This is a genomic window from Altericroceibacterium indicum (assembly GCF_009828105.1).
Taxonomy (GTDB): domain Bacteria; phylum Pseudomonadota; class Alphaproteobacteria; order Sphingomonadales; family Sphingomonadaceae; genus Altericroceibacterium; species Altericroceibacterium indicum.
Map to the genome: position 1 here is coordinate 62,794 of NZ_WTYQ01000006.1, position 23,878 is coordinate 86,671.

A 23,878-nucleotide genomic window follows, 5' to 3' on the forward strand; every position below is an offset into this window, starting at 1 on the left:
GGGCGGCGGGGAAAAGAGGGCTTTTGTTCGGACCACGTAAATCCATCCACGCACTCCACGGCCATGGCGCCGGACATACCCTCGCCAAGACATTGAGCTGGCCCCATTTGATCGCGCTGGGAGTGGGCGCGATTGTGGGCACGGGCATTTACACCCTCACCGGCGTCGGTGCTGAACGCGCTGGCCCGGCGGTGATTATCGCTTTTGCCATTGCTGGCGCGGTCTGCGCCTGTGCCGCGCTGGCCTATGCGGAACTGGCCACCATGATTCCGGCCGCCGGCAGTGCTTACACCTTCAGCTATGCCGCCATGGGGGAAACCATCGCCTGGGTGGTGGGCTGGAGCCTCGTGCTGGAATATTCGCTGGCCTGTTCGACCGTTGCCGTGGGCTGGTCGGGCTATCTGGTGGGGTGGATAGAATCCGCCGGTATCCATCTGCCTCCGGCCATATTATCCGGGCCTCATGCCGGTGGAATTATCAATCTGCCCGCCGTGCTGGTGGCGCTGGGCGTGATGGGCATGTTGATTGCCGGTACCCGCCAAAGCGCGACGCTGAATATCCTGCTGGTCATCATCAAGCTGGTGGCGCTCACCGTCTTCGTCGCCATTGCCTTGCCGCATTTCCAGACTGCCAATATGGAGCCATTTGCTCCCTACGGTTTTGCCAGCACGGAAATTCTCGGTGAAAAGCGCGGGATTATGGCCGCCGCTGCCATCGTGTTCTTTGCCTTCTACGGCTTTGACGCGGTGGCCACCTCAGCCGAAGAAGCCAAGGAGCCGGGCCGCGATCTGACCATCGGCATCATCGGTTCGATGCTGGTTTGCACATTGATCTATATGCTGGTGGCGATTTCCGCAGTGGGCGCGATGTCCTATCTGGAACTGGGTAATTCGCCTGAGCCTCTGGCGCTGGTGCTGCGCTCTCTGAATCAACCCTTTGCGGCCCATATGGTGGCCTTGGCTGCGGTGATTGCGCTGCCTTCTGTCATCCTCGTGATGATGTATGGCCAGAGCCGGATCTTCTTTGTGATGGCGCGCGATGGCTTGCTGCCCCGCCGTCTTGCCAAGATCAGCGAACGCAGCGGTGCGCCAACCCTTATCACGGCGCTCACCGGAACGTCTGTCGCGCTGGTGGCGGGCTTCTTCCGCCTTGATGAAATTGCTGAGCTGGCCAATGCCGGCACGCTCATCGCCTTTGTTGCGGTGGGGGCTTGCCTCATCATCATGCGCCGCCGTGAACCGGACGCAAAACGCCTGTTCCGCTGCCCTGCTGCCTATGTAGTGGGCACGCTGGCGATCCTGGGCTGTCTCTACCTCTTCTTCAGCCTGCCGGATAAGACGATTATCCGCTTCCTGATGTGGAATGCGGCCGGTCTGGTGCTCTATTTCATCTATGGGCGGCGCCACAGTATCCTGAGCAAGCCCGCAGCAGTATAAGCCCCTTCAACAGGTCACCCCATCCGGCGCGCAATAGCCGGGTGGAGTGAGGTCTCTGATTATCTGCGAAGATCTGCGATTGACTGGCGTTCAATTACCTGATGAGCAACCCATTGCGTTTCGGGCAGAAGCTCTGAACGGGATTTGAGGGCTTTGAGCAGGCGATCGGTGGCGATTTCGGCAATGTTGGAGACCGCTTGCCGCACGGTCGTCAATTGGGGCCATGTCTGGCTGGCAATCGGGGCATCGTCAAAACCGGCGACGGACAGATCGCCGGGGATACGCAAGCCTTGCCGGTGGGCGTAATTGACGATGGCTGCGGCAATATCGTCACTACTGCAAAAAATGGCCGTGGGTGGATGGGCAAGGCCGAGGAAATATTCGGCTGCCAGCAGGCCCTGTTCGTAAGTTGGCCGGCCTGCCCAGATCAGTTCCGGCTCACGCTTCAGGCCCGCTTCTTTGAGCGCTCGGAGATAGCCGGCCTCCCGGGTCTGGCTCAATCCGTTAGACGAGACGAACCGGACAAAGCCAATGCGTGTGTGGCCCTTGTTCACGATCAGTCTGGTCAGCTCGTAGGAGGCCTGCTCATCATCAATGCCGACACTGGGGATCGTGCCCAGCTCGCTCCCCGGTGCAAGCGCAATCATCGGCAGATGATGGCTGTCCTTCAGGGCCACAATATCGGCATCTTCTGACAGGGGCGGGGGAAGAATCAAGCCATCGACTCCACTGCGAACAAGGGTCTGCACTTCTGCATAGGCGGAGCCTTCAACGTCAGGATCATAGGATCGAATGGCAATTTCCGCACCATTGAGATTGGCCGCGCGCAAGGTGCCGAGCAGCAGCTGGCCGAGCAAGGAACTGTCCATATCGCGGTGGAGCAGCCCAATCCGTAAGCTGGTGGCGCTGGCCAGAGCGCGGGCGGCGCGGTTTGGCTGATAGCCCAGTTCGCGCACCGCCTTCATGACGGCTTCGCGTTTCCCCTTCGTGACATTGGCCTTGTCGTTCAGGACATTGGAAACCGTCATCGGGGAAACGCCAGCTTGCTGCGCCACCATATCGAGAGTGACCCGACTGCTGAAACTGCGGCGTGTCCGCGGCATCTTTTCCTCATTATTTGTCATTATTTCGCCAAGCTATGTTATATTTGCGCCAATAGGCAAGCAGATATCAGCTTTTAAGATAGCGTTACCATCAATCTTCGAATGGAAACGGCATAATTTCAATAGTCAGTCGCCAAGTCACTCCGGGAATGATATCCGGGTCCGTATAAGGACGGAGAGGTTAAAACACCTTTCCGCGTTGGAGAGGTGCGGTTTGAGGATGCCAGAAGCCAAAGCGCTGGTTGCCGGCGACGCTGGGGAAAGCGCAGTGGGGGAAACAATCGGGCTTGAATGGCCATCACGCAAAAGGGCGTGGGCTGTGGCCTTCATGCTGCTGGCGGCCAATTCACTGGCCTTTGTTGACCGGCAGGCGCTGGCCCTGATGCTGGAACCGATCAAGCAGGATTTTGGTGCCTCTGACACGGCGATGAGCTTTGTCTATGGGATCAGTTTCACGGCATTTTATATTGCGGTGGGCATTCCTCTGGCCTGGTTGGCGGATCGGTCCAACCGGCGCAATATTGTCATGGGCAGCATCCTGTGCTGGAGCCTGGCCACCACCGCCTGTGGGCTGGCGCGCAATCTGACCAGTCTGTTCCTTTGCCGTCTGGCTGTGGGCGCAGGAGAATCCGGCCTTAGCCCATCGGCCTATTCGCTGCTGGCCGATTATTTCCCGCGGGACAGACTGGCCAGTGCGCTGGGCATTTATCAAGCGGGCATTTATCTCGGCGGTGCAATGGCGCTGTTTCTGGGCGGGGCGATGGCCAGCATTGTGCCGTTCAATGAAGTGGTCCTTGTGCCCGTTCTGGGAGAGCTGGCAGGCTGGCAAATCATGTTTATTCTGCTGGGTTTTCCAGGCTTTGTCCTCAGCGCGCTGTTTCTCTTGGTGCGCGAACCCTTCCGCCGAGGGGCAGCGGCCTTTCCCGCTGGAGGCCTGGCCCATTTCGCGGCCGCTTTCCGCTATATGGGCAGCCACAAATGGCCCTATCTCGGCTTGATTGGCGGGTTCACCCTGATTGTCTTTACCGGCAATGCCACGGGCGCGTGGATTCCAACCTTTCTGCAGCGCGAACATGGCATGTCATTGGCCAGCATCGGCCAGATATACGGTGCCGTGGTGTTAAGCTGCGGGATGAGCGGAGCGGTGGCAGGCGGTTTTCTGTCCAGTGGTTTGCAGCACCGGAAATTCCGCGGCGGCAACCTTTTACCGGCCCTGATAGGGACCGCAGCGCTCATTCCCCTCACCATCGGCTTCCCGCTGATGCCAACCCCCACGCTGGCGTTCATCATGATTGCGGCGATGAACTTTTTCGCAGGGATCAGCCTGGGTGGAGGCATGGCTACGATTCTGAGCCTTACCCCCAATAATTTGCGGGGGCAGATCACGATGATTTACATCATTTTGATCAATCTGGTGGGCGCTTCGCTGGGTCCGTTGGCGGTGGCCCTGATAACGGATTTCGTCTTTCACGATCCGCAGCGTCTGGCCGAAGCCATCGCGATGGTTTGTGCGGTATCATCCCCGCTGGCCTTTGTCGCCTTGCTCATCGGGATAAAGACATTGCCAGAGCGGTCTGCCTGAAGGGTCAGCCACAGCGCTGAAACGCCCCCTGTTTTGCAAATAAGCCCCCGGCCTAACCAATAAGCCCTAACCAATAAGCAGTGTCCGGAAAAAAATCTTAACATCCTGTACTATTGAGCTATAGCGCTACAAAACAATAGTAAAGGTTAGAGTGATGGGCCTGAATAATCGTAAACTGTGGTTGATGTCGGCAGCGCTTGGCGTTCTTGCCCTGACATCGGGCTGCGTTGCTGCCAATGGCGGGGAGCAAACCAGCAGCACGAGCAGCGCCAGCGCCGCTCCAGCTCCGGATATGGCAAGCCGGTCCAAGCCCATTCTGATGGCTGACGGCATTCGTTATCGCGATCTGGATGGCAGCGGCACGCTGACACCTTACGAAGATTGGCGCCTGTCCCCTGAACAGCGCGCGCGTGATCTCGTGGCCCGTATGACGGTGGAGGAAAAGGTGGGTGCCTTGCTGCACGCCAGTTTGCGTGGGGCAGGGGGCAGCTTTGACACATCGGCGGATGCATATGATCTGGCGCAGCTCGAAGAAATGGTCAGCCAGAAGCATATTTCGAGCGTCATCACCCGTCTCGTTGCAGAGCCTGAGCAATTCGCCCGACAGAATAATGCGGTGCAGGAAGTGGCCGAACGCAGCCGTCTTGGTATTCCGATGACGATCAGCTCCGATCCGCGTAACCATTTCCAATATACAGAAGGGGCCTCCAACATCGGTGGTGGCTTTTCGCAATGGCCTGAGTCATTGGGCCTGGCGGCGCTGGGCGATGTGGGTGTGGTGCGTGAATTTGCCGATATTGCGCGGCAGGAATATCGCGCCGTGGGCATTCAGATGACCCTGTCTCCGCAGGCGGACCTGTCCACAGAGCCACGCTGGCCGCGCCAGACCGGAACGTTTGGCAGTGACCCTGCCGTGGTCAGTGCCATGGTCGGGGCCTATGTCGCTGGCTTTCAGGGCGGAGATGACGGGGTGTCGCGCGATGGCGTGATTGCGATTGTCAAACATTGGGCAGGCTATGGCGCGCAGCCTGAAGGTTTTGACGGGCATAATTATTATGGCCGCTATGCCGTCTTGCCCGGCAAGACGATCGACCCGCATTTCGCCGCCTTTGATGGCGCGTTTGCTGCTCATGTGGGGGGCATTATGCCAGCCTATCCAGTGTTGCAGCAGGTGGTTCTGGACGGGAAACCGCTCGAACAGGTGGCCCCCGGTTTCAACACACAAATGCTTCAGGAGGAATTGCGCCAGAAGCGCCATTACAAGGGCATCATCCTGTCAGACTGGCTGGTGACGAGCGACTGCAATGAATATTGCCGCAATCCCACCAAGGAACATCCCCAGCAGATCTTTGATGTTGCCACTTCATGGGGCGTGACGGAGCTGACCCAGGAACAGCGCTATGCCAAGGGGCTGAATGCCGGGCTGGACCAGTTCGGTGGGGTGGAAGACCCTCAGCCGCTGCTCAAAGCGCTGAAGGACGGTCTGATTACCGAAGCGCGGATTGACCAGTCGGTTGAACGGCTGATGGTCAGCAAGTTTGAACTGGGCTTGTTTGACAATCCCTATGTCGTTCCAGAACAGGCGAGCCAGATTCTTGGCAATGCGGATCATCTGGCGCAGGCGGAAAAGGTTCAGGCCCAAGCGCAGGTACTGCTGCAGAATAAGGGTAATCTGCTGCCCATGGCTTCGGTCAAGGGCAAGCGTGTCTGGCTGTCGGGCATGGATAGTGCAGCGGCCACAGCCATGGGGCTGAGTGTGGTGAATGATCCTGCTGAGGCGGATTTTGCCATCATCCGCGCCTCTACGCCGCATGAAATGCTGCACCCTTATTTCTTCTTTGGCAGCCGACAGCATGAAGGGCGGCTTGATTTCCGCGCGGGCGACCCTGCCTATGATGCTTTGGTGAAAGCCAAGGCGGCGGGCTTGCCGAGCGTGTTTGCGATCTTCCTCGATCGTCCGGCGATCCTCACCAATGTGATCGACAAGGCCGATGTGGTGCTGGGCAATTTCGGGGCGAGCGACGAAGCGGTGCTGAGCGCTATCACCGGCAAGGTTCATGCCAGGGGGCACCTGCCTTTTGAACTGCCCTCTTCCATGAAAGCGGTGGAGCAGCAGAATCCGGCCATTGCCAATGACAGTGCCGCGCCCTTGTTTCCGGTTGGATCGGGCCTGTCTTACTAAAGGCTGCAAAGATAGAGTCGGGGTTTGCAGGAATTTTCTTGCAACCCCAGCTTTTTCAAGCATGACAGCGTATGCCAACGCATGGGGACAGTTCCGGCCGCCCCCATGACAATGGAACGAATGACGGTTTTGGAAGGATACTTATGGCAATGGCTCCCAACGCATCGGCCAGCGTGACGCCGCTGGAAGATGATGCAAAGGCTGGTGATGGGCATATTTCAGCGCCCGGACTGCAAGGCTTTGTTTTCGCCCTGTTCTTTATTTTCGGCGGGATCACATCACTCAATGATGTGATTATTCCCAAGCTCAAAGAACTGTTTGATCTCAATTACTTCCAAGCGATGCTGATCCAGTCTGCGTTCTTCGCGGCCTATCTTTTCATCTCCATTCCGGGCGCTCTTCTGGTCAAGAAGATTGGCTATATGCGCGGCGCAGTGGCCGGCTTGCTGACCATGATGGCCGGGTGCCTCTTGTTCATCCCGGCATCGCAAACCGCGATTTACGGATTGTTCCTCTTTGCTCTGTTCGTGCTGGCGAGCGGCGTGACCATCGTGCAGGTGGTGGCCAATCCGCTGATTTCGCTGCTTGGCCCACCCAAAACGGCCCCAAGCCGCCTGACATTTGCGCAAGCCTTCAATTCCGCCGGCACCACGCTGTTTCCCTATGTCGGGTCCATCGTTATTCTCGGCAGCCTTGCCACGGTCAGCGCGGCGGAACTGAGCGGTCCGGCTCTCGACGCCTATCGCGCGGCGGAAAGCCGTGTCATCGTGCACACTTATATCGGCCTGGCGATTGCGCTGGCGGTTGTCGCCGCTGTGGTCTGGGCCTTCCGCAACCGTCTGAAAGGCGAAGCGCATGAGGCCAGCACGGGCCTTGGCGGTTTCGACCTGTTGAAACGCCCACGCTTCGGCTTTGGCGCCATGTCGATCTTCCTTTATGTCGGCGCAGAAGTGGCCATTGGTTCGCTGATCGTCAGCTATCTGATGCAAGACAGTGTGATGGGCCTTGGTGAACAGGCTGCTGGCAAGCTCATTCCGCTTTACTGGGGCGGGGCCCTGGTCGGCCGCTTTATCGGCTCTGCCGTTTTGCGCTTTATCAGCCCGGCCAAGGTGCTGTCCTTCGTGGCGGCCGGTTCGATTGTCCTCATCCTGATTGCGGCCAATGCTGGTGGCGAAGTGGCAGGTTATAGCCTTCTGGCGATTGGCCTGATGAACTCGATCATGTTCCCCACCATCTTCAGCCTCGCTTCCGAAGGTCTCGGCCCACGTGCGGCCGATGGCTCGGGCGTGATCTGCATGGCGATTGTTGGCGGCGCGGTGATCCCGCCATTGACCGGCGGTCTTGCCGATATTGGTGGCAGCCTTCACTTCGCATTGATCCTGCCAGCGGCGTGCTATTTGCTGATCGCTGCTTTCGGATTGTTTGCCAGAAAGCCCGTCACACCCTTGTGATTTTCACGGCGCTGTCACGGCACAAATGAGGAAGGCGTCAGGAGCGTTGGCTTCTGGCGCCTTTTTCATGCGCTCAGCACATTCTGTGTCTCTTTTGGCGGCCTTCTGGTGGCGTTAGGTTCTTTTCAACCGCGCCTGAATGTGTGATTTTTCGGCTTTCCAGGCGCTGCATCCGCTTGACCATGGCTATTATCGAATATACTCAGACAAAATAATCAAGGGAGAGAGTGTGGCGATGTCCGATAGTGTTCGACCGTCTGCTGAAGCAATGACAGCGCCTGCAAAGGGCGTCTCACCGAATTACCGCCGGGCCTTTGCTCTGCTGGCCAGCCTGTTCTTCATGTGGGGTTTTATCACCGTTATCAATAACACGCTGCTGCCGCATTTGCGCAGTGTGTTTGAGCTGAATTACACCCAGACCACGCTCATCGAATCGGTATGGTTTATCGCCTATTTCGTGGCGTCGATTCCCTCTGCCTTCCTGATCAAGCGGATCGGGTACAAGAAGGCCATCATCGTTGGCCTGATGGTGATGGCGTTTGGTTCGCTCTGCATGGTGCCAGCGGCGCGCCTGCCATCTTACTATATCACATTGATTGCACTGTTTATTATCGCTTGCGGTATTGCGCTGCTGCAGGTCGCGGCAAATCCTTATGTTGCGGTGCTGGGGCCGCCTGAGAAGTCCGAAAGCCGCCTGACTCTGGTGCAGGCTTTCAATTCCATGGGCACCTTCTTTGCCCCCTATTTTGGTGGCTATCTGATCCTCAGCCGCACGGTTGGGGGGACGGTGAAAGAAGGCACCATGATCAGTGCAGAACAGCGCCTTGCCGATGCGCAGGCCACGCAATTGCCCTATATTCTCGTGGCTCTGGTCCTGCTCGCCATTGCTGTGGTGATCTGGCGTTCCAGCCTGCCGGCTCTTGGGGAAGAGGCTAAGGCGGCCAATGCGGAAGAACGCAAAAAGCTTTCGCTGTGGAATCACCGCAATCTGGTGCTCGGTATCCCGGCGATCTTCATCTATCTGATTGCCGAAATTGGCGTGGCCAATCTGTTCATCAACTTCGCCACTTTGCCCAATATTGCCCATATCACTTCGGCGCAGGCCTCCACCTATCTCGGTTTCCTGTGGGGTGGGATGATGGTCGGCCGTTTTGCCGGCGGCTTCCTGATGCAGAAGTTTAATCCTGCCCGCGTGCTGGCCTGCTTTGCGATCTTTGCCTTTATCATGATGCTGGGCGCGGCCACTTTGACTGGCCCTGTTGCCATGTGGTGCCTGGTGCTGGTGGGCCTTGGCCATTCGATCATGTTCCCGGCCATTTTTGCGCTGGCTATCAAGGGCTTGGGGCCATTGACCGAAGAAGGTTCGGGCCTTCTGGTTATGGCGATTGCGGGCGGTGCGCTGGTGGTGGTGCAGGGCTGGCTGGCTGATACCTTCGGCTTGCAGAACAGCTTCTGGCTGACAGCCGTTTGTGAGCTTTATGTGTTGTTCTACGCTCTGTGGGGCAGCAAGCCTACCAATGCCGTGCGTGACGAACGTCTGGCGTAAAGAGCGAAACATGACCATCACACCGAACCTCGTCTGGGAATGCGAATGTCTGTTGGGCGAAGGTCCGGTGTGGCTGGAGAATGAAGGCGCGCTGCGCTTTGTCGATATCAAGGGCGGCAAATTGCTGCGCTATGATCCGGCAAACGATACCCGAGAAGTGCTGGAAACCGGTGGGAATCCGAGCTTCATCTACCCAACGGATAGCGGAGCCTTGCTGTTTGGGTCCGGCCAACAGTTGAAATTGCTTTATCCAGATGGGCAGATCGAAACCCATTGCGGCATTCCCGATGCCGGGCGCAATCGGACCAATGACGCGGCGGTCGATCCGCAGGGGCGCTTGTGGTTTGGCCTGTCTGACAAGCCGGAGGATTTCCCCGGCGGTGGGGTGCGCTGTTATGACAAGGGCACCATCACCAGCGTGATTGACGGGGTCACCGTGCCCAATGGTCCGGCCATCTGCGTGGATGGGCGCTTGTTCTACCATGTCGATAGCGCCAATCGGGCGATCTGGCGCTATACGATAGGAGAAGACGGTTCTCTGCGTGACCATGCCCTGTTCACCATGATTGAAGAGGACGCTGGCTATCCCGACGGCGTGACACTGGATGCAGAAGGCTGCCTCTGGGTGGCGCTATGGGAAGGCTGGGGCGTGCGGCGTTATGCGCCCGATGGCCATTTGCTCGAACACATTCCTTTCCCCTGCGCTCGCGTGACCAAGATCGCCTTTGGCGGGCCGGATCTGAAAACCGCTTACGTCACCACTGCAAGGGGCGGGTTGAGCGATGAGGAACTGGCCAGACAGCCACTTGCAGGCAGTTTGTTTGCTTTTGAAAGCGATGTGGCGGGGCACCACCCCAATGCGATGGTGCTCTGATCCTTCAAGCCGGTCGCAATATGGCCATTTTGATCCGGATTGTAGCGCAATGAATGCGCTTTGCGCGATATTCTCGCCATAAAGCAAGGTTTGGGCTTGTAAGTGGAGCCGATTTCAGACATTTGTCTGAGTAATAAGGCGAGGAGTGGATAACATGAAAACCAGCGCAAAATTAGCCAACGTTCTGATGGTGACAGGAGCAGTGCTGCTGCAAGGCTGTGGTGTAACGGCACAGGAAAGTGAGCCAAAGGCTGAGCTTTTCGGGACCATTGGTAGCGGTACCAAAGTTGAAGAAGTCACTCTCACCAACAGTTCTGGCATGTCCGTCACCTTGATGACTCTGGGCGCTTCTGTTCAGTCGGTCAAAGTGCCCGATGCCAATGGCAAGATTGATGATGTTGCGTTGGGTTTTGATACGCCGCAGGAATATATCGACAAGGGCAATTTCTACGGTGCCAGCGTGGGCCGTTTTGCCAACCGGATTGCCGGTGGCAAATTCTCGCTTGATGGCAAGACCTATCAGCTCGACCTCAATGATGGCCCCAATTCGCTGCATGGTGGCAAGAGCGGATTTGACCAGCATGTCTGGAAAATTAAAGAGATAAAGGGCGGGGACACGCCCAGTGTCACGATGACCTATCGCAGTCCTGATGGGGAAGGTGGGTATCCCGGCAATGCAGATGTCACCGCGTCTTACACGCTCGGCAAAGACAATACGCTGACCGTTACCTACACCGCCACCAGCGACAAGCCGACGATCGTCAACATGTCCAACCACACCTATTGGAACCTGTCCGGCCTCGGCGCGCATCAAAATGCGCTGGATGGCGTGCTGACGATTGATGCCAGCCAATATACGCCGGTCAATTCTACCCTTATCCCCACGGGCGAGCTTGCTCCGGTGGATGGCACGGTGTTTGACTTCCGCAAGGGTAAGCCGATTGGGCAGGATGTACGCGATGGCCGCGAAGAGCAATTGCGCATCACCAAGGGCTTTGACCATAATTTCGTGATCGACGGCAAGTCTGGCACCATGCGCCGGATGGCCCATCTGCGCGATCCGCATTCCGGCCGGGTCATGGAAGTGTGGTCTGATTCACCGGGGATGCAATTCTATTCCGGTAATTTCATCGATGCGAGCTTTACCGGAAAGAACGGAACGCTCTACCGGCAGGGCGATGCGGTGGTGTTTGAACCGCAACTGTTCCCTGATGCACCCAATCACCCGAATTTCCAGAGCGCGCGCCTTGATCCGGGCCAGACCTATCGCAACACGATCATGTTCAAATTCTCGACTGAAGCAGGCAAGTAACAATGGCCGAACTCCCGCATAACCCCGCCCATTCCAACCAGAAGCCGGGCCAATTGCGTTCGCGCGCCTGGTTCGATGATCCGTCCAACGCCGATATGACCGCGCTCTATCTGGAGCGTTACATGAATTTCGGTCTGTCGCTGGAGGAATTGCAATCCGGCCGTCCGATCATCGGCATCGCGCAGACGGGAAGCGACCTTTCGCCCTGTAACCGGCACCATCTGGTGCTGGCCGAACGGGTGCGCGAAGGCATCCGTGAAAGCGGCGGGATTGTGCTGGAATTTCCGGTCCATCCGATTCAGGAAACCGGCAAGCGCCCCACCGCCGGGCTGGACCGCAACCTTGCCTATATGGCGCTGGTGGAACTTTTGTTCGGCTATCCGCTTGATGGCGTGGTGCTGACCACGGGCTGCGACAAGACGACACCTGCCTGCCTGATGGCAGCGGCCACGGTCAATATTCCGGCGATTGCCCTTTCGGTTGGGCCGATGCTCAACGGTTATTACAAGGGTGAGCGCACCGGCTCCGGCACGATCGTGTGGAAAGCGCGTGAAATGCTCGCCAATGGTGAGATCGATTATGAGGAATTTATCCGCCTCGTCGCCTCTTCTGCGCCCTCTACCGGCTATTGCAACACGATGGGCACCGCCACCACGATGAATTCGCTGACCGAAGCGCTGGGCATGTCCTTGCCGGGTCAGGCAGCTATTCCCGCGCCCTATCGTGACCGTCAGGAAGCGGCCTATCGCACCGGCAAGCAGATTGTCGAAATGGTCCATGCGGATCGCAAACCCTCGGACATTCTGACGCGCGAAGCCTTCATCAACGCCATCCGCGTCAATTCGGCGCTGGGCGGTTCCACCAATGCGCCGATCCATCTCAACGCGCTCGCCCGCCATATTGGTGTGGAGCTGACGATTGACGATTGGCAGACCTATGGCCGGGATATTCCGCTGCTGGTCAATCTCCAGCCTGCGGGTGAATATCTGGGTGAAGATTATTACCGCGCGGGCGGCGTGCCGGCCGTGGTCAATCAGCTTATGCAACAGGGCCTCATCCATGAGGACGCGCTGACCGCGAATGGCAAGAGCATGGGTGAAAACTGCGCCAAGCTCACCATTCAGGATGAACGGGTGATCCGCCCATTCGACCAGGCGCTCAGCCAGTCAGCCGGTTTCAGCGTGCTGCGGGGCAATCTGTTCCATAGCGCGATCATGAAGCTTTCGGTGATCTCCAGGGATTTCCGCGATCGGTATCTGTCCAATCCCGAAGACCCTGAGGCCTTTGAAGGCCCGGTGGTCGTGTTTGACGGGCCGGAAGATTACCATGCGCGGATCGATGATCCGGAACTCGGCGTCACGGAAGATACGCTGCTGATCATGCGCGGGGCAGGGCCAAATGGCTATCCCGGCGCGGCCGAAGTGGTGAATATGCGCGCGCCTTCATCCTTGCTGAAGCGCGGCATTCACGCATTGCCTTGCATTGGCGATGGTCGTCAGTCCGGCACATCGGGCAATCCGTCAATCCTCAACGCTTCTCCCGAAGCCGCATCAGGCGGCAATCTCGCCATTCTGGAAACCGGCGATATTGTCCGCGTTGACTTACGCAAAGGCACGGTCAATGTGCTGGTGTCAGATGAGGAACTGGCCAAGCGCCGCGAAGCGCTCGAAGCGCGTGGTGGCTATGGCTATCCGGCCAGCCAGACCCCGTGGCAGGAAATGCAGCGTTCCGTCATGGGCCAGCTCGAAAGCGGTGCAGTGCTGGAACCGGCGGTGAAATATCAGCGTATTGCACAAACCGTGGGTGTGCCCCGCCACAACCACTAAAACCATCGCTTCATGAACACGAAGGGCCTCTGCGACAAGCGGGGGCCTTTTTGTTTGGGCGCTGTCATTTGCAATGGGGAATGATGCCCTTCGCGCTGAAATATGGGTGAGGGGGTACACTCTCCGACCCTGAGGCAAGCACCATGCAAATCGGTAGCACACATAAAAAGGGGCGCCCGGATGGACGCCCCTTCTCGCTGTTATGGGTTTGTGGGTTTAGCTGATGGCCACCACCACCACCGATTTCGATGGCAGATCGAAGGTCAATGTCCCATCGCGCCCCGGCTTGGTGCTGAAAGCAGCAGGGGTGATCGTGTTGGGCGCATCAAATGTATTATGCGTATCGAGCTTTGGCCCGGTCAGGATCTGGCCGGTTGCCGTGCCTTTGAGGCCGGTTGCAAGCTGGACGGACTGATCCGGGCTGAGGTTAACCAGCGCCAGATAGAGCTTCCCATCGGTGCCACGCGCAAGCGATGCATCGACCATCGGCAGATCCTTGTCACCTTCGACATAGCGCGGGCTATTGATCGTCAGCGGCAGCGGGGTCGCACCCTGAAATGGCTTGTACATATCAAACACATGATAGGTCGGGGTCCGCAGCATCTTGTCGCCATCGGTCAGGATCATGGCTTGCAGCACATTTACCATCTGGGCGATGGCAGCGAGCTTCACCCGGTCTGTATGGCGGTGAAAGATGTTAAGGGTCAGCGCGGCCACTTCAGCATCACGCAAAGTGTTCTGCTGATAAAGGAAACCGGGGGTTGAGCCCTTTTCCTGATTATACCAGGTGCCCCATTCATCAACATAGAGCCCCACGCGCTTTTCAGGATCATATTTGTCCATCACCGCGCTGTGTTTGGAAATCAGCTCTTCCATCCGCAAAGCGTTGGACAGTGTGCTGGCCCATTCCTTGCGATCACCACCGGTTGCATTGCCCTTGTGGTCCCAATCATTGACGAAGGTGTAATAATGAATGCTGATGGCATCCATCTGGCCTGCGGCTTCGCGCATCAGAACATCAGTGAAATTGTAATCATCCACATTCGCGCCAGAGGCGACCTTGATAATTTTCTCACCGGGCTGGGGCTTTACGAAAGTGGCATAGCGGCGATGGAGATCGGCGGAATATTCTGGCCGCATATTGCCGCCACACCCCCAGCTTTCATTGCCGACGCCGAAATATTTCACTTTCCATGGTTTTTGCCGACCATTGGCCTGCCGCTCTTTCACCAGAGTGGTGGGCTTGGAGCCGGTCATATATTCCAGCCATTCGGCCATTTCGCGAGGAGAGCCTGAGCCCATATTGCCAGCGACATAATTTTCCGCACCGACCATTTCCGAATAATTCAGAAATTCATGCGTCCCGAAGCGATTGTCATCGATCACGCCGCCCCAATGGGTGTTGATCCGACTGGGCCGTTCACTGCGCGGGCCAATGCCGTCACGCCAGTTATATTCATCGGCAAAGCAACCTCCGGGCCAGCGGATCATCGGCACTTTCAGCTCTTTCAGAGCGGCCAACACATCGTTGCGATAGCCATTGGTATTGGGGATAGGGGAATCTTCACCCACCCAGATACCTTCATAAATGCCGCGCCCCAGATGCTCGGCAAATTGGCCCTGAATTTCAGGCTCAATTCTGGGGCCGGGATTGTTCAGATCAGCGGCGATCGAAGCCGTGACCTTATCGGCGGATAATGCCGGTGATGCACTAAGCCCGATGGTCGCGGTCAGCGACAAAAGGGCGGTTTTCCAAATTCTCATTTTATCTCTCCCAAAACCCTGTTTTTCACCAGTGAAAAGCGTCAACTTGTTTGCGTGTACCGAACAGGAAAGCGTCGGCCACATGACGGAACGGGGTTAAATCGGCGTCGCTCTGGCGGGCATCGACAAGCCGCGCGAAATGGCGATAAAGCCGCGCATATTCCGGATCATCCGGCAGATCGACGGGCTTGCCATCCACCGCCATTTGCGATGCCCCCATGGAAAGCTGCAGCTCCCCTTCAGCGCATTGGACGATGATGTCCCAGCTTTGCGGGCCTTGCTGATCGAAGTCGAAAGCGACTGCTACCGGCTTTCCGTCCATCTGATAGGCCAGATCGGCAGCAATCGGGGCCGCGCGGTTTTCCGGCACCCGCAATTCAGCGGATTGCAGTTCAAGCGGCGCAGGCAGGATCGCGGTCAGCACAGACAGGGCGTTGATACCGGGGTCAAACACGCCGATGCCCGGTTCCCAGATCCATTCCTGCCCCGGATGCCAGACGCGGACATCTTCCTTCCAATTGCAGATGACCTTTTGGATGGTCTTGCCCTTCAGCCATTCACGCGCCGGTTCCACCCCGGCCGCTTCGCGTGAATGCCATGTGGCGTGGAGCACTTTGCCCGCCGCTTCGGCCAGTGGCTGAAATCTTGCGGCTTCTGCGATGGTGCCGGCAGGTGGTTTCTCGATCATCACATCGAGCCCATGGGCCAGCGCTTCTTCGATCAGGGCAAGCCGCCCGCGCGGCGGGGTGCAGATCGAAATGGCATGAATATCCGGCACAGCGGCCATCATCTCGGCAACAGTGGTGAAGCCGGGTACGCCTTCCGGCGGTTCGTGCCGGGTCACTGCGGCGACGAGTTCAAAGCGGTCACTCGCGGCGATGGTGGGAATGTGCTGGTCGCGGGCAATCTTGCCAATCCCGGCAAGGGCAATACGGATAGTGCTCACAGCGATTTCACCGTCACACTTTCGGGCGCTTCAATGGCGAGGGCATTGCGCAAGGGAATGGCAAAAGGCGGCGCTGAAATTTCAAACACATCGCCTTCCTTCGTTTCCACGCCATCAGCAAAGGACAAGGTGGCCGTGCCGAAGAAATGGATGTGAAGATCGCCGGGGCGGCGGAACAGCTTATATTTGAAGTGATGCGCCTCCAGATTGGCGATGGTGTGGGACATATTCGTCTCACCGGTCAAAAAGGGTTTTTCCCACAAGGTTTCCCCATTGCGGATCACCTTGCTGGTGCCGCGCACATCTGTCGGCAGATCACCCAGCAGCAATTCAGCGCCGAGAGAGGCATGGCGAAGCTTGGAATGGGCGAGCCACAGATAATTGCCGCGTTCGGTAATATGGTCGGAAAATTCATTGGCGAGGGTGAAGCCAAGGCGGTGCGGTGTGCCATCCGGCCCGATCAGATAGATACCGGCGATTTCCGGCTCTTCGCTTCCGTCCAATGCAAATGCGGGGGAGGGCAGGGGTTGGCCCGGGCCAACGATGATGGAGCCATCACCCTTGTAAAACCATTCCGGTTGCGCACCTTCTTCACCTGCCGCTGGCTTGCCACCTTCGACACCCATCAGGAACATCCGCATGGAATCGGTCGCTTCGCCAGCGGAGGCAGCCTTATGCATCGCATCGCGCCCTTCGGCAGAGCCAAGATGGGTGAGGCCAGTGCCGGTCACAATGCAATGGGCAGGGTCTTGATGATCGACCGGAGCGATCAGGCTTTTGGTGTTCTGCAAACCATCCAGATCGATTGCATCGCCAGCCTGGTTTTGCGCCATCTGTGTCAGCGTTAGGTTGCTTTCAATCGCCTTGGAGGCGAGTTCAACCACGCTTGTGACGCCCTGCACATGATAGGCCTTATCGCCATCAATCAGCCCGACCTTGCGGCCTTCAGCGTCCTGGAACTGTATAAGCTTCAAGCTTTCCTCCCGTAGATATTAACTCAGACTATATCAGAGGGATTTCGCAAATCAATTGCTAGACGGCCGAATCCCCAAAAAGGGCGAAAGCAATGTTTAACGGGCAAATGGTGGAAAAAATAGCTCTTCTTTCAGGAGCTTACGTTTTGTCTTAGGCTGCCTCTTGCCTTTCGCAAAAGCTGAAACTACAACTTGTCTGAGTAATAAGCGGCATAAGCCGTTTGGGGAGGACAGATATGAAGACATCCAAATTCGTTTGGATCTCGTCGTCTTTTGGCGCGCTTGCATGCGCCAGCATGGCGGCGCCAGTTTCAGCACAAGACATCGATTCGCAGGAAAACCAGATACAGGATGTGAGCAATTCTGATTCGGGTTTGAATGATGAAATCGTCGTCAGCGGCATTCGCGAAGCGTACCGCAAAGCATTGGAAGTAAAGCGCGATTCGTCACAAGTGGTTGAATCTGTGGTCGCGGAAGATGTCGGCAAACTGCCTGATAACAACGTCATCGAAGCCTTGCAGCGCCTCAGCGGTATTCAGATTACGAACCGTGGTGGCGGTGAAGCCAGCGGTCTGTCGATTCGCGGTTTGCCAGACGCATTGACCACGTGGAACGGCCGCAAAGTGTTCACCGCATCGGGCACATCCTTTGCCTTGCAGGATATCCCGGCCAATCTCGTCAAGCGGATCGATGTGTATAAAACCCGTTCCGCTGGCCAGATCGAAACCGGGCTTGCCGGCCAGATTGACGTGCAGACCCGCCGTCCGTTTGACTTCGATGGTTTCGCCATTTCCGGCGTAGCACGCGGAATTTATGACGAAACATCGGATAAGGTGAACCCGAATATCAGTGCCTTGCTGTCTGATCGCTGGGAAACAGGCATTGGCGAATTTGGCGCGCTCATCAACGTGAGCTATGCCCGCACCAAATATCGCGATATGAGCGTGACACCGGGCGCTGTGGTGCCATTCGTCACCGAAAATCCGCCGGCAGCCACTGGCTTTACCCCGCTTCAGCGCGTGTTTCCTGATACTGGCGCATGGCAGGGCGGGCTTGATCGGGGCCTGCCCTATGCTGCGGGTTCCACATTCCAGCTGAACGGCGTCGAAACGCCCTATTACCTGTCGCGCGATGCGATCTTCGCCAATGATGTTCACTCAACACGTGAACGCCCTGCGGTGAATGCTGCGCTGCAATGGTCGCCCAACCCTAATGCGACCTATACGTTTGAATTCTTTTACAATGGCTTCCGTTCAACCACGATGAACTCGCTCCATTTCACCTTTGCCGATTGGTGGGGTGATCTGGGGCCAAATCCTGGCAGCACATTCGAGCTTTTTGATGGGACGAACATCATCAAATCCCGCACGGTAGGCAGTGCTGCTGGCTTCAACAGCGGTGATTTCACCAAGGCGAGAACGGATAGCTATGTTTATGCGCTCAACGGTGATTGGAAATTTGACGATGAACGCGGGCACATCACGGCTGATCTTTCTTTCCAGGACAGCAAATACACCACGCAGTTCCTCGCCATGCGGATCAACCGGAGCATTCCAGATACGCTGAACGTTGATTTCAACGCTGGGGGCGGGCTACCCAGTTGGAGCTTTGGCAATAATGCCTTGCTGACCGATCCGGACGCCTGGACGGTGGGCGAGCTATACGACAATGCCAATGGGTCGAGCGGCAAAGCCTATACATTCCAGCTTGATGGCTCTTATGACTTTGATGAAGGCTTGCTGCGCACGGTGCGTGTGGGTGCACGGGCAGACCGGCGCAAAGCTGCGGATTCTGTCCGTACGCAAAACGCTGGTGCTTTGAATCAGCAGTTGAGCGCTCTTCCAGGTGATGCCTATTTTATCAATGATGGCTTCTTCAATGGCCGGGCAGATGTTCCGGCATCATGGATCAATGTTGATGGCAATTGGCTTTATGACCATGCCGATATGGTGCGTGAACTGTACCGGGATAGCGTTTCACCCGGCATAGAAACATCCGACCAATTGAAAATGCTGACGGTCTTCGACATCAATGAAGACACGCTGGCAGCCTATGGTGAAGCGGATTTCGAAAAATATGTTGGCGACGTCCGGTTCTTCCTGCAGACCGGTTTGCGCTATGTGACAGTGGATACAAGTTCTGTCTTTACAGATAGATATGGCGCTGGAACATCACGGGCGACGACGAAAACCAACAAGCTGTTGCCGTCTGCTACCTTCATCATTGATCCGACAGACAAGCTGCGCTTCCGCTTCAATTACGGCAAGACATTGCGGCGCCCGGCCTTTTCGGACCTGAACCCGAATTATAATCTGACGGAAGATCTCACCGGTGTGGGCCGGGGTTCAGGCAGCAGCGGCAATTCCGATCTCAGCCCTACCACTTCGACCAATTACGACTTCTCGATCGAGTGGTATTTCCAGCCTGGAAGCGCGCTTTATGCAACCGCATTCCGGCGTGATATCAAGGGCCTGGTTGTTCCGCTCACGTCTGTTGTCACCATCCCCAATACCGGCCTCAACACGGATATATTTGCCGTCACAAGGCCGGAAAATGCCTCCAAGGGTGTGCTGAAAGGTATCGAACTGGGCGCGACATACTTCCCTGAATTACCCGGAATCCTCAACGGATTGGGGGCACAAGGGAGCCTGACGGTGCTCGACAGCAGCCAGACGATCCCGATTACGGATGAAAACGGCAATGTCGTAGAGGAAGTGAAGAGCCAGTTCTTCGGTGTCTCGGACCTCTCCTACAATGTCACGGCCGCTTATGACCGGGGCGGTGTGGGTGTGCGCTTGTCCTATGTCTGGCGGAAGAACTTCCTGGCTGCCAATGAGGCCCGGCTGTTCGCCAACCCGATTGGCCAGTGGCGCAAGCCGGAGAAGAGCCTTGACTTCCAGTTGAGCTACAGCCTGTCCGATCATCTCGGGGTGACCTTTGATGCGGTGAATATCACCAATGAAAAGCAGCAAAGCTATTACCGCTTCGGTGATGCCGGCGGGCCGGACATCTATAATTTCGGCTCCACGCTGCTCAACCGCACTTTTGCTCTCGGCATCCGTTATACATTCGATTGACGATGCTGAGCATTCGCGCCCGCAGTGTTTTCTCTCCTTACGCTGCGGGCGTGCTTTTTTTCGCGGCGGCGTGGCTGGCTGGTTGCGCCGCCCCGCTTCGCACTGTTGGCGGAGTGAGCGGTGACATTTCGCCGGTGCATGATCCGGCCATGATCAAACTGCATGATGAATATGTGCTGTTCGTTACATCCCATCAGAATACACCCTATGCCTTTTTGCCGGTGCGGACATCGCGCGATCTGACCCATTGGACCTTTCGCGGGCCGGTGATTCCCCGATTGCCTGAATGGGCAGAAGGCGAAGTGCCCGGTGTCAGCGGCATATGGGCACCCGATGTTCTGCAAGTGGGCCATCAGACACGGCTCTATTATTCGCTCTCCCGCTTTGGTGAAAACCGCTCGGCGATCGGGTTATTGACCAACGATCATTTTGACCCTGAAAAGCCTTCTGCAGGATGGGTGGATCGGGGCCTTGTTTTTCGATCAGGGCCAGGCGACGATTTCAACGCCATCGATCCCAATGTGCTGGTGGATGAAGCGGGGCGACACTGGCTGAGTTTTGGCAGTTTCTGGTCTGGTATCAAGCTTATCGAGCTAAACCCTGAAACCGGCCTGCCACTGGCCGATGCGCCACTCCATGCCATTGCCCGCCGTGCCGAACCGGGGGCGATTGAGGCACCGTTTCTCTATGCGCATGGCGGATATTACTATCTCTTCGCCAGTTTCGACCGATGCTGCATGGGGGTGAAGAGCACGTATCATGTGATGGTCGGCAGATCGCGCGCAGTCACCGGGCCTTATCTCGATAAGGAGGGGCGTGACATGATGGATGGCGGCGGTTCAGTCGTTTTGCGGGCTGATCTGGAAGCTGATCAAAGGTTTAAAGGGCCAGGTCATGAAGCGGTGCTTCGTGATGGAGAGCGCGATCTTATCATCTACCACGCCTATGATGCCAAGCGGGAGGGTACGGCGACTTTACGGATTCAGCAATTGGACTGGAGCGCCGATGGCTGGCCCACTGCCGTACCGCTCACTAAACGCAGTGATTAAGCGGCATCATGCAGCCCGATCAATCAGGCGATAGGCTTGCGGATCAGGGGATCGTTTTCCTTGCCCAGACTGCGAGGTGCCATGCTGCCCGATAGCGCTGTATCGAGATAGGCTTTCTCCACCAGATCGGTCATCGCCTGATGGGCGGCATCGCGGTCTCCGGCTTTCACCGCATCAAATACGCGCTGGTGATCGGGCAGAGGGTCACGCCTGAGGGGGCTGTGCCGCTGCTTGTAGATCGTGGTCCATGCTACGGCCGCACCCACCCCGCTGGTGAGGGTGACGAGAAAGGGGTTGTTGGCTGCATCGAGCAGCGCTTCATGAAACTTCTGATCCGCTTCACGGCCTTCGACAGAGGCGAGGGTAAAGCGGCCCATATCGGCCAACGCGCTTTCCATCACATCAATATGCGTCTGATTTCGACGATAGGCTGCCAGAGCTGCCGCTTGCGGTTCCACAATCCGGCGCAATTCAAACAGGCTGGAGAGCAGTTCTTCCGGTGGCTCGGTCTCGAATATCCAGGAGAGCACATCGGGATCAAGCAAATGCCACTTGGATTGTTCTGTCACCTGCGTGCCGCGTTTGGGGCGGGATTCCACCATCCCTTTTGCGGCCAGAATGCGCACAGCTTCACGATAGGCAGTGCGTGAAACATGCAGCCTTTCGCTGGCTTCAATTTCACCGACCAGAACTTCACCGGGAAGATAAGCGCCTGATACGATCTGGATTCCCAGCTTTCGGGCAATCGTCCCGTGGAGGCGGAGGCCTTTGGTACCGGGAATTTCGGGAGCGCTTTTCTGCATAATTCTCTGACATCAATAAGGGATTGCAGGTCAATCCTGAGGCAACCATGTTTTGTAAGGTACATTCTGGCCCACAGGGCGAAAGCTGTCCAGAAGCCAGATATGCTCAGGGGCTTCCCTCATGTGAGAGAAGCCCCATAGAACTTGCACTGTATTGGCTTATGCAAGGGCAGTTTAGCCCTTATATTCACCATTCACACGGCGCGGGAGGCCCAGTGGGTTAGCCGCTTTGAGCGCGGGTGGAAGCAGAGCATCGGCAATATCCTGATAGCAGACAGGGCGCAGATAACGCTTCATCGCCAATGTGCCGACCGACGTGGTTGCCGGAGCAGAAGTGGCCGGGAAGGGGCCGCCGTGAACCATGGCATGGCACACTTCAACGCCGGTTGGCCAACCATTGGCGAGCACGCGGCCAGCCTTTTCGGTCAGAATCGGCAGAACCTTGGCAGCGAAAGCCTCATCCGCTTCCACCATATGGACGGTGGCAGTGAGCTGGCCTTCAAGCCCTTCCAAAACCTTCAGCAATTGTGCTTCGTCGCTGCAACGGATGATAAGCGAGGCAACACCGAACACTTCATCACCCAGGGCTTCATCAGCAAGGAAAGCCTCGCCGCTGGTTTCGAAAATTGCTGACGTGGCAGCGGTTGGGTTTTCCGCCGATTTGCTGGTGCCAAGCTGGCGAACATGGGCATGGCCGCTCAGCTTGGATGTGCCCTCGGCAAAGGCTTTGCAGATGCCGGATGTGAGCATCGAAGCGGGCTGTGTATCGGCCAGTGCCTTGACAGCAGCGGCTTCAAATGTGTCCAGCTCAGGTGTGTCGAGTGCAACCACCAGGCCGGGATTGGTGCAGAACTGGCCTGAACCCATTGCCAGTGACCCGATGAAAGCTGCGCCCAATGCGTCAGCCTTTTCCTTCATGGCATGAGGCATCAGAACTACCGGATTGATAGCGCTCATTTCGGCATAAACAGGGATCGGCTCTTTGCGCTTCTGCGCGATATCGACCAGCGCGAGGCCGCCAGCGCGTGAGCCGGTGAAGCCCACTGCCTTGATGTGCGGATTGGCAACCAAGGCACCGCCCAATTCATGGCTCGTGCCGGGCAGGTAAGAGAAAGTACCGCCGGGCAGGCCCTTGTTAGCAACCGCCTTGGCGATAGCTTTGGCAACCAGTTCGCCTGTGCCGGGATGGGCCGGATGGCCTTTCACGACAACCGGGCAGCCCGCAGCGAATGCAGACGCGGTGTCACCACCAGCCACTGAGAAGGCGAGCGGGAAGTTTGAAGCGCCAAACACGGCGACCGGGCCATAGGGAACGTTCATCAGGCGCAGGTCAGCGCGGGGGAGAGGCGTGCGATCAGGCATCGCTTCATCAATGCGAATGTCCAGCCAATGGCCATCGCGCACTTCGGCAGCAAACAGGCGAAGCTGGCCACAGGTACGGCCCCGTTCACCTTCAAGGCGTGGGCGGGGAAGCGCTGTTTCCGCCATGGCGGTGACAATCAGTTCATCGCCAATGGCTTCAATGGCATCGGCCACTGCTTCGAGAAAAGCTGCACGGTCTTCAGGAGAAAGTGTGCCGAAAGTTGCGGCGGCCTCTGCTGCTGCTGCGCAAGCCTTGGCCACATCATCGGTGGTGGCTTCGGAATAGGTTCCGTCCAGCTTTTCTCCGGTGGAAGGATTCAATGCTTCGAATCGTGCGTCTGCCTGGCGGGTTTCACCTGCGATCAGAATGGCTCCGTCGGTCATTATATCTCCTGCTTTGGCTTTGCTGGTCAGTCAAAAATGTAAATTCGCTGCGGGCAAGATCTCGTGGTTGCCGCATGGGTTGGAGATAAACTCATACAATATGAATTTAAAGGGTGGGTATCGATTTCAGCCGGATTTATTTGCTGGAAGGGCGAATATGAAGACGCCGCCAGTGCTTTTTAGCTCCGACGGCGTCTCAATCCAGCC

General features: G+C 57.1%; 16 protein-coding genes. 10 read left to right on the forward strand and 6 right to left on the reverse strand.

Annotated elements, in window-relative coordinates; genetic code table 11:
* Positions 1-23 precede the first annotated feature (23 nt).
* Complete coding sequence (locus tag GRI39_RS13580; RefSeq protein WP_160740279.1) at positions 24-1,436, forward strand: amino acid permease; 1,413 nt, start codon at positions 24-26, stop codon at positions 1,434-1,436.
* A 59-nt stretch (positions 1,437-1,495) separates the two neighbouring features.
* On the opposite strand, the gene GRI39_RS13585 is transcribed toward GRI39_RS13580, so the two are convergent.
* Positions 1,496-2,539, reverse strand: a complete 1,044-nt coding sequence (locus GRI39_RS13585) for a LacI family DNA-binding transcriptional regulator (protein ID WP_246205092.1) — start codon at positions 2,537-2,539, stop codon at positions 1,496-1,498.
* 220 nt (positions 2,540-2,759) lie between these two features.
* Between GRI39_RS13585 and GRI39_RS13590 the strand changes: the two genes are divergently transcribed.
* The 7 genes from GRI39_RS13590 (at position 2,760) to GRI39_RS13620 (ending at position 13,312) form a co-directional block, all read left to right on the forward strand.
* The gene (locus GRI39_RS13590; protein ID WP_246205093.1) at positions 2,760-4,121 is read left to right on the forward strand and encodes a spinster family MFS transporter; all 1,362 of its coding nucleotides are present in this window, start codon (positions 2,760-2,762) and stop codon (positions 4,119-4,121) included.
* Between the two features lie 154 nt (positions 4,122-4,275).
* On the forward strand, positions 4,276-6,303 hold the full coding sequence (locus tag GRI39_RS13595) for a glycoside hydrolase family 3 protein (protein ID WP_246205094.1): 2,028 nt from the start codon (positions 4,276-4,278) through the stop codon (positions 6,301-6,303).
* Positions 6,304-6,446: 143 nt separating this feature from the next.
* Entirely contained in the window at positions 6,447-7,754 is a 1,308-nt protein-coding gene (locus GRI39_RS13600) for a sugar MFS transporter (RefSeq protein ID WP_160740280.1), read from the forward strand.
* Positions 7,755-8,022: 268 nt separating this feature from the next.
* Positions 8,023-9,300, forward strand: coding sequence for a sugar MFS transporter (locus GRI39_RS13605; protein WP_246205098.1), 1,278 nt, complete (start codon positions 8,023-8,025; stop codon positions 9,298-9,300).
* A gap of 10 nt (positions 9,301-9,310) precedes the next feature.
* Complete coding sequence (locus tag GRI39_RS13610) at positions 9,311-10,174, forward strand: SMP-30/gluconolactonase/LRE family protein (protein WP_160740282.1); 864 nt, start codon at positions 9,311-9,313, stop codon at positions 10,172-10,174.
* 154 nt (positions 10,175-10,328) lie between these two features.
* A complete protein-coding gene (locus GRI39_RS13615; RefSeq protein WP_160740283.1) occupies positions 10,329-11,486 on the forward strand; it encodes an aldose epimerase family protein in 1,158 nt (385 codons plus the stop codon).
* Between the two features lie 2 nt (positions 11,487-11,488).
* Entirely contained in the window at positions 11,489-13,312 is a 1,824-nt protein-coding gene (locus tag GRI39_RS13620; RefSeq protein WP_160740284.1) for an IlvD/Edd family dehydratase, read from the forward strand.
* A 216-nt stretch (positions 13,313-13,528) separates the two neighbouring features.
* Here the strand turns inward: GRI39_RS13620 and GRI39_RS13625 are convergent, their stop codons facing one another.
* From GRI39_RS13625 to araD1, 3 genes are read right to left on the reverse strand one after another with little or no spacing between them, the layout of a single operon-like run.
* Complete coding sequence (locus tag GRI39_RS13625) at positions 13,529-15,076, reverse strand: alpha-N-arabinofuranosidase (RefSeq protein WP_160740285.1); 1,548 nt, start codon at positions 15,074-15,076, stop codon at positions 13,529-13,531.
* 25 nt (positions 15,077-15,101) lie between these two features.
* Positions 15,102-16,022, reverse strand: a complete 921-nt coding sequence (locus GRI39_RS13630; protein WP_343033352.1) for a Gfo/Idh/MocA family protein — start codon at positions 16,020-16,022, stop codon at positions 15,102-15,104.
* On the reverse strand, positions 16,019-16,996 hold the full coding sequence (araD1, locus tag GRI39_RS13635; protein ID WP_160740286.1) for an AraD1 family protein: 978 nt from the start codon (positions 16,994-16,996) through the stop codon (positions 16,019-16,021). The genes GRI39_RS13630 and araD1 overlap by 4 nt, the downstream gene beginning before the upstream one ends.
* Before the next feature lie 236 nt (positions 16,997-17,232).
* On the opposite strand from araD1, the gene GRI39_RS13640 reads away from it, so the two are divergent.
* Positions 17,233-20,073: a TonB-dependent receptor gene (locus GRI39_RS13640; protein WP_246205095.1), complete on the forward strand. Its 2,841-nt coding sequence runs from the start codon at positions 17,233-17,235 to the stop codon at positions 20,071-20,073.
* Positions 20,074-20,075: 2 nt separating this feature from the next.
* On the forward strand, positions 20,076-21,122 hold the full coding sequence (locus GRI39_RS13645) for an arabinan endo-1,5-alpha-L-arabinosidase (RefSeq protein WP_160740287.1): 1,047 nt from the start codon (positions 20,076-20,078) through the stop codon (positions 21,120-21,122).
* 23 nt (positions 21,123-21,145) lie between these two features.
* Here the strand turns inward: GRI39_RS13645 and GRI39_RS13650 are convergent, their stop codons facing one another.
* Positions 21,146-21,925 carry a FadR/GntR family transcriptional regulator gene (locus GRI39_RS13650; protein WP_160740288.1) on the reverse strand — a complete coding sequence of 260 codons (780 nt, stop codon included), beginning with the start codon at positions 21,923-21,925 and terminating at the stop codon, positions 21,146-21,148.
* A 174-nt stretch (positions 21,926-22,099) separates the two neighbouring features.
* Complete coding sequence (locus GRI39_RS13655) at positions 22,100-23,671, reverse strand: aldehyde dehydrogenase (NADP(+)) (protein ID WP_160740289.1); 1,572 nt, start codon at positions 23,669-23,671, stop codon at positions 22,100-22,102.
* Between the last annotated feature and the right edge of the window lie 207 nt (positions 23,672-23,878).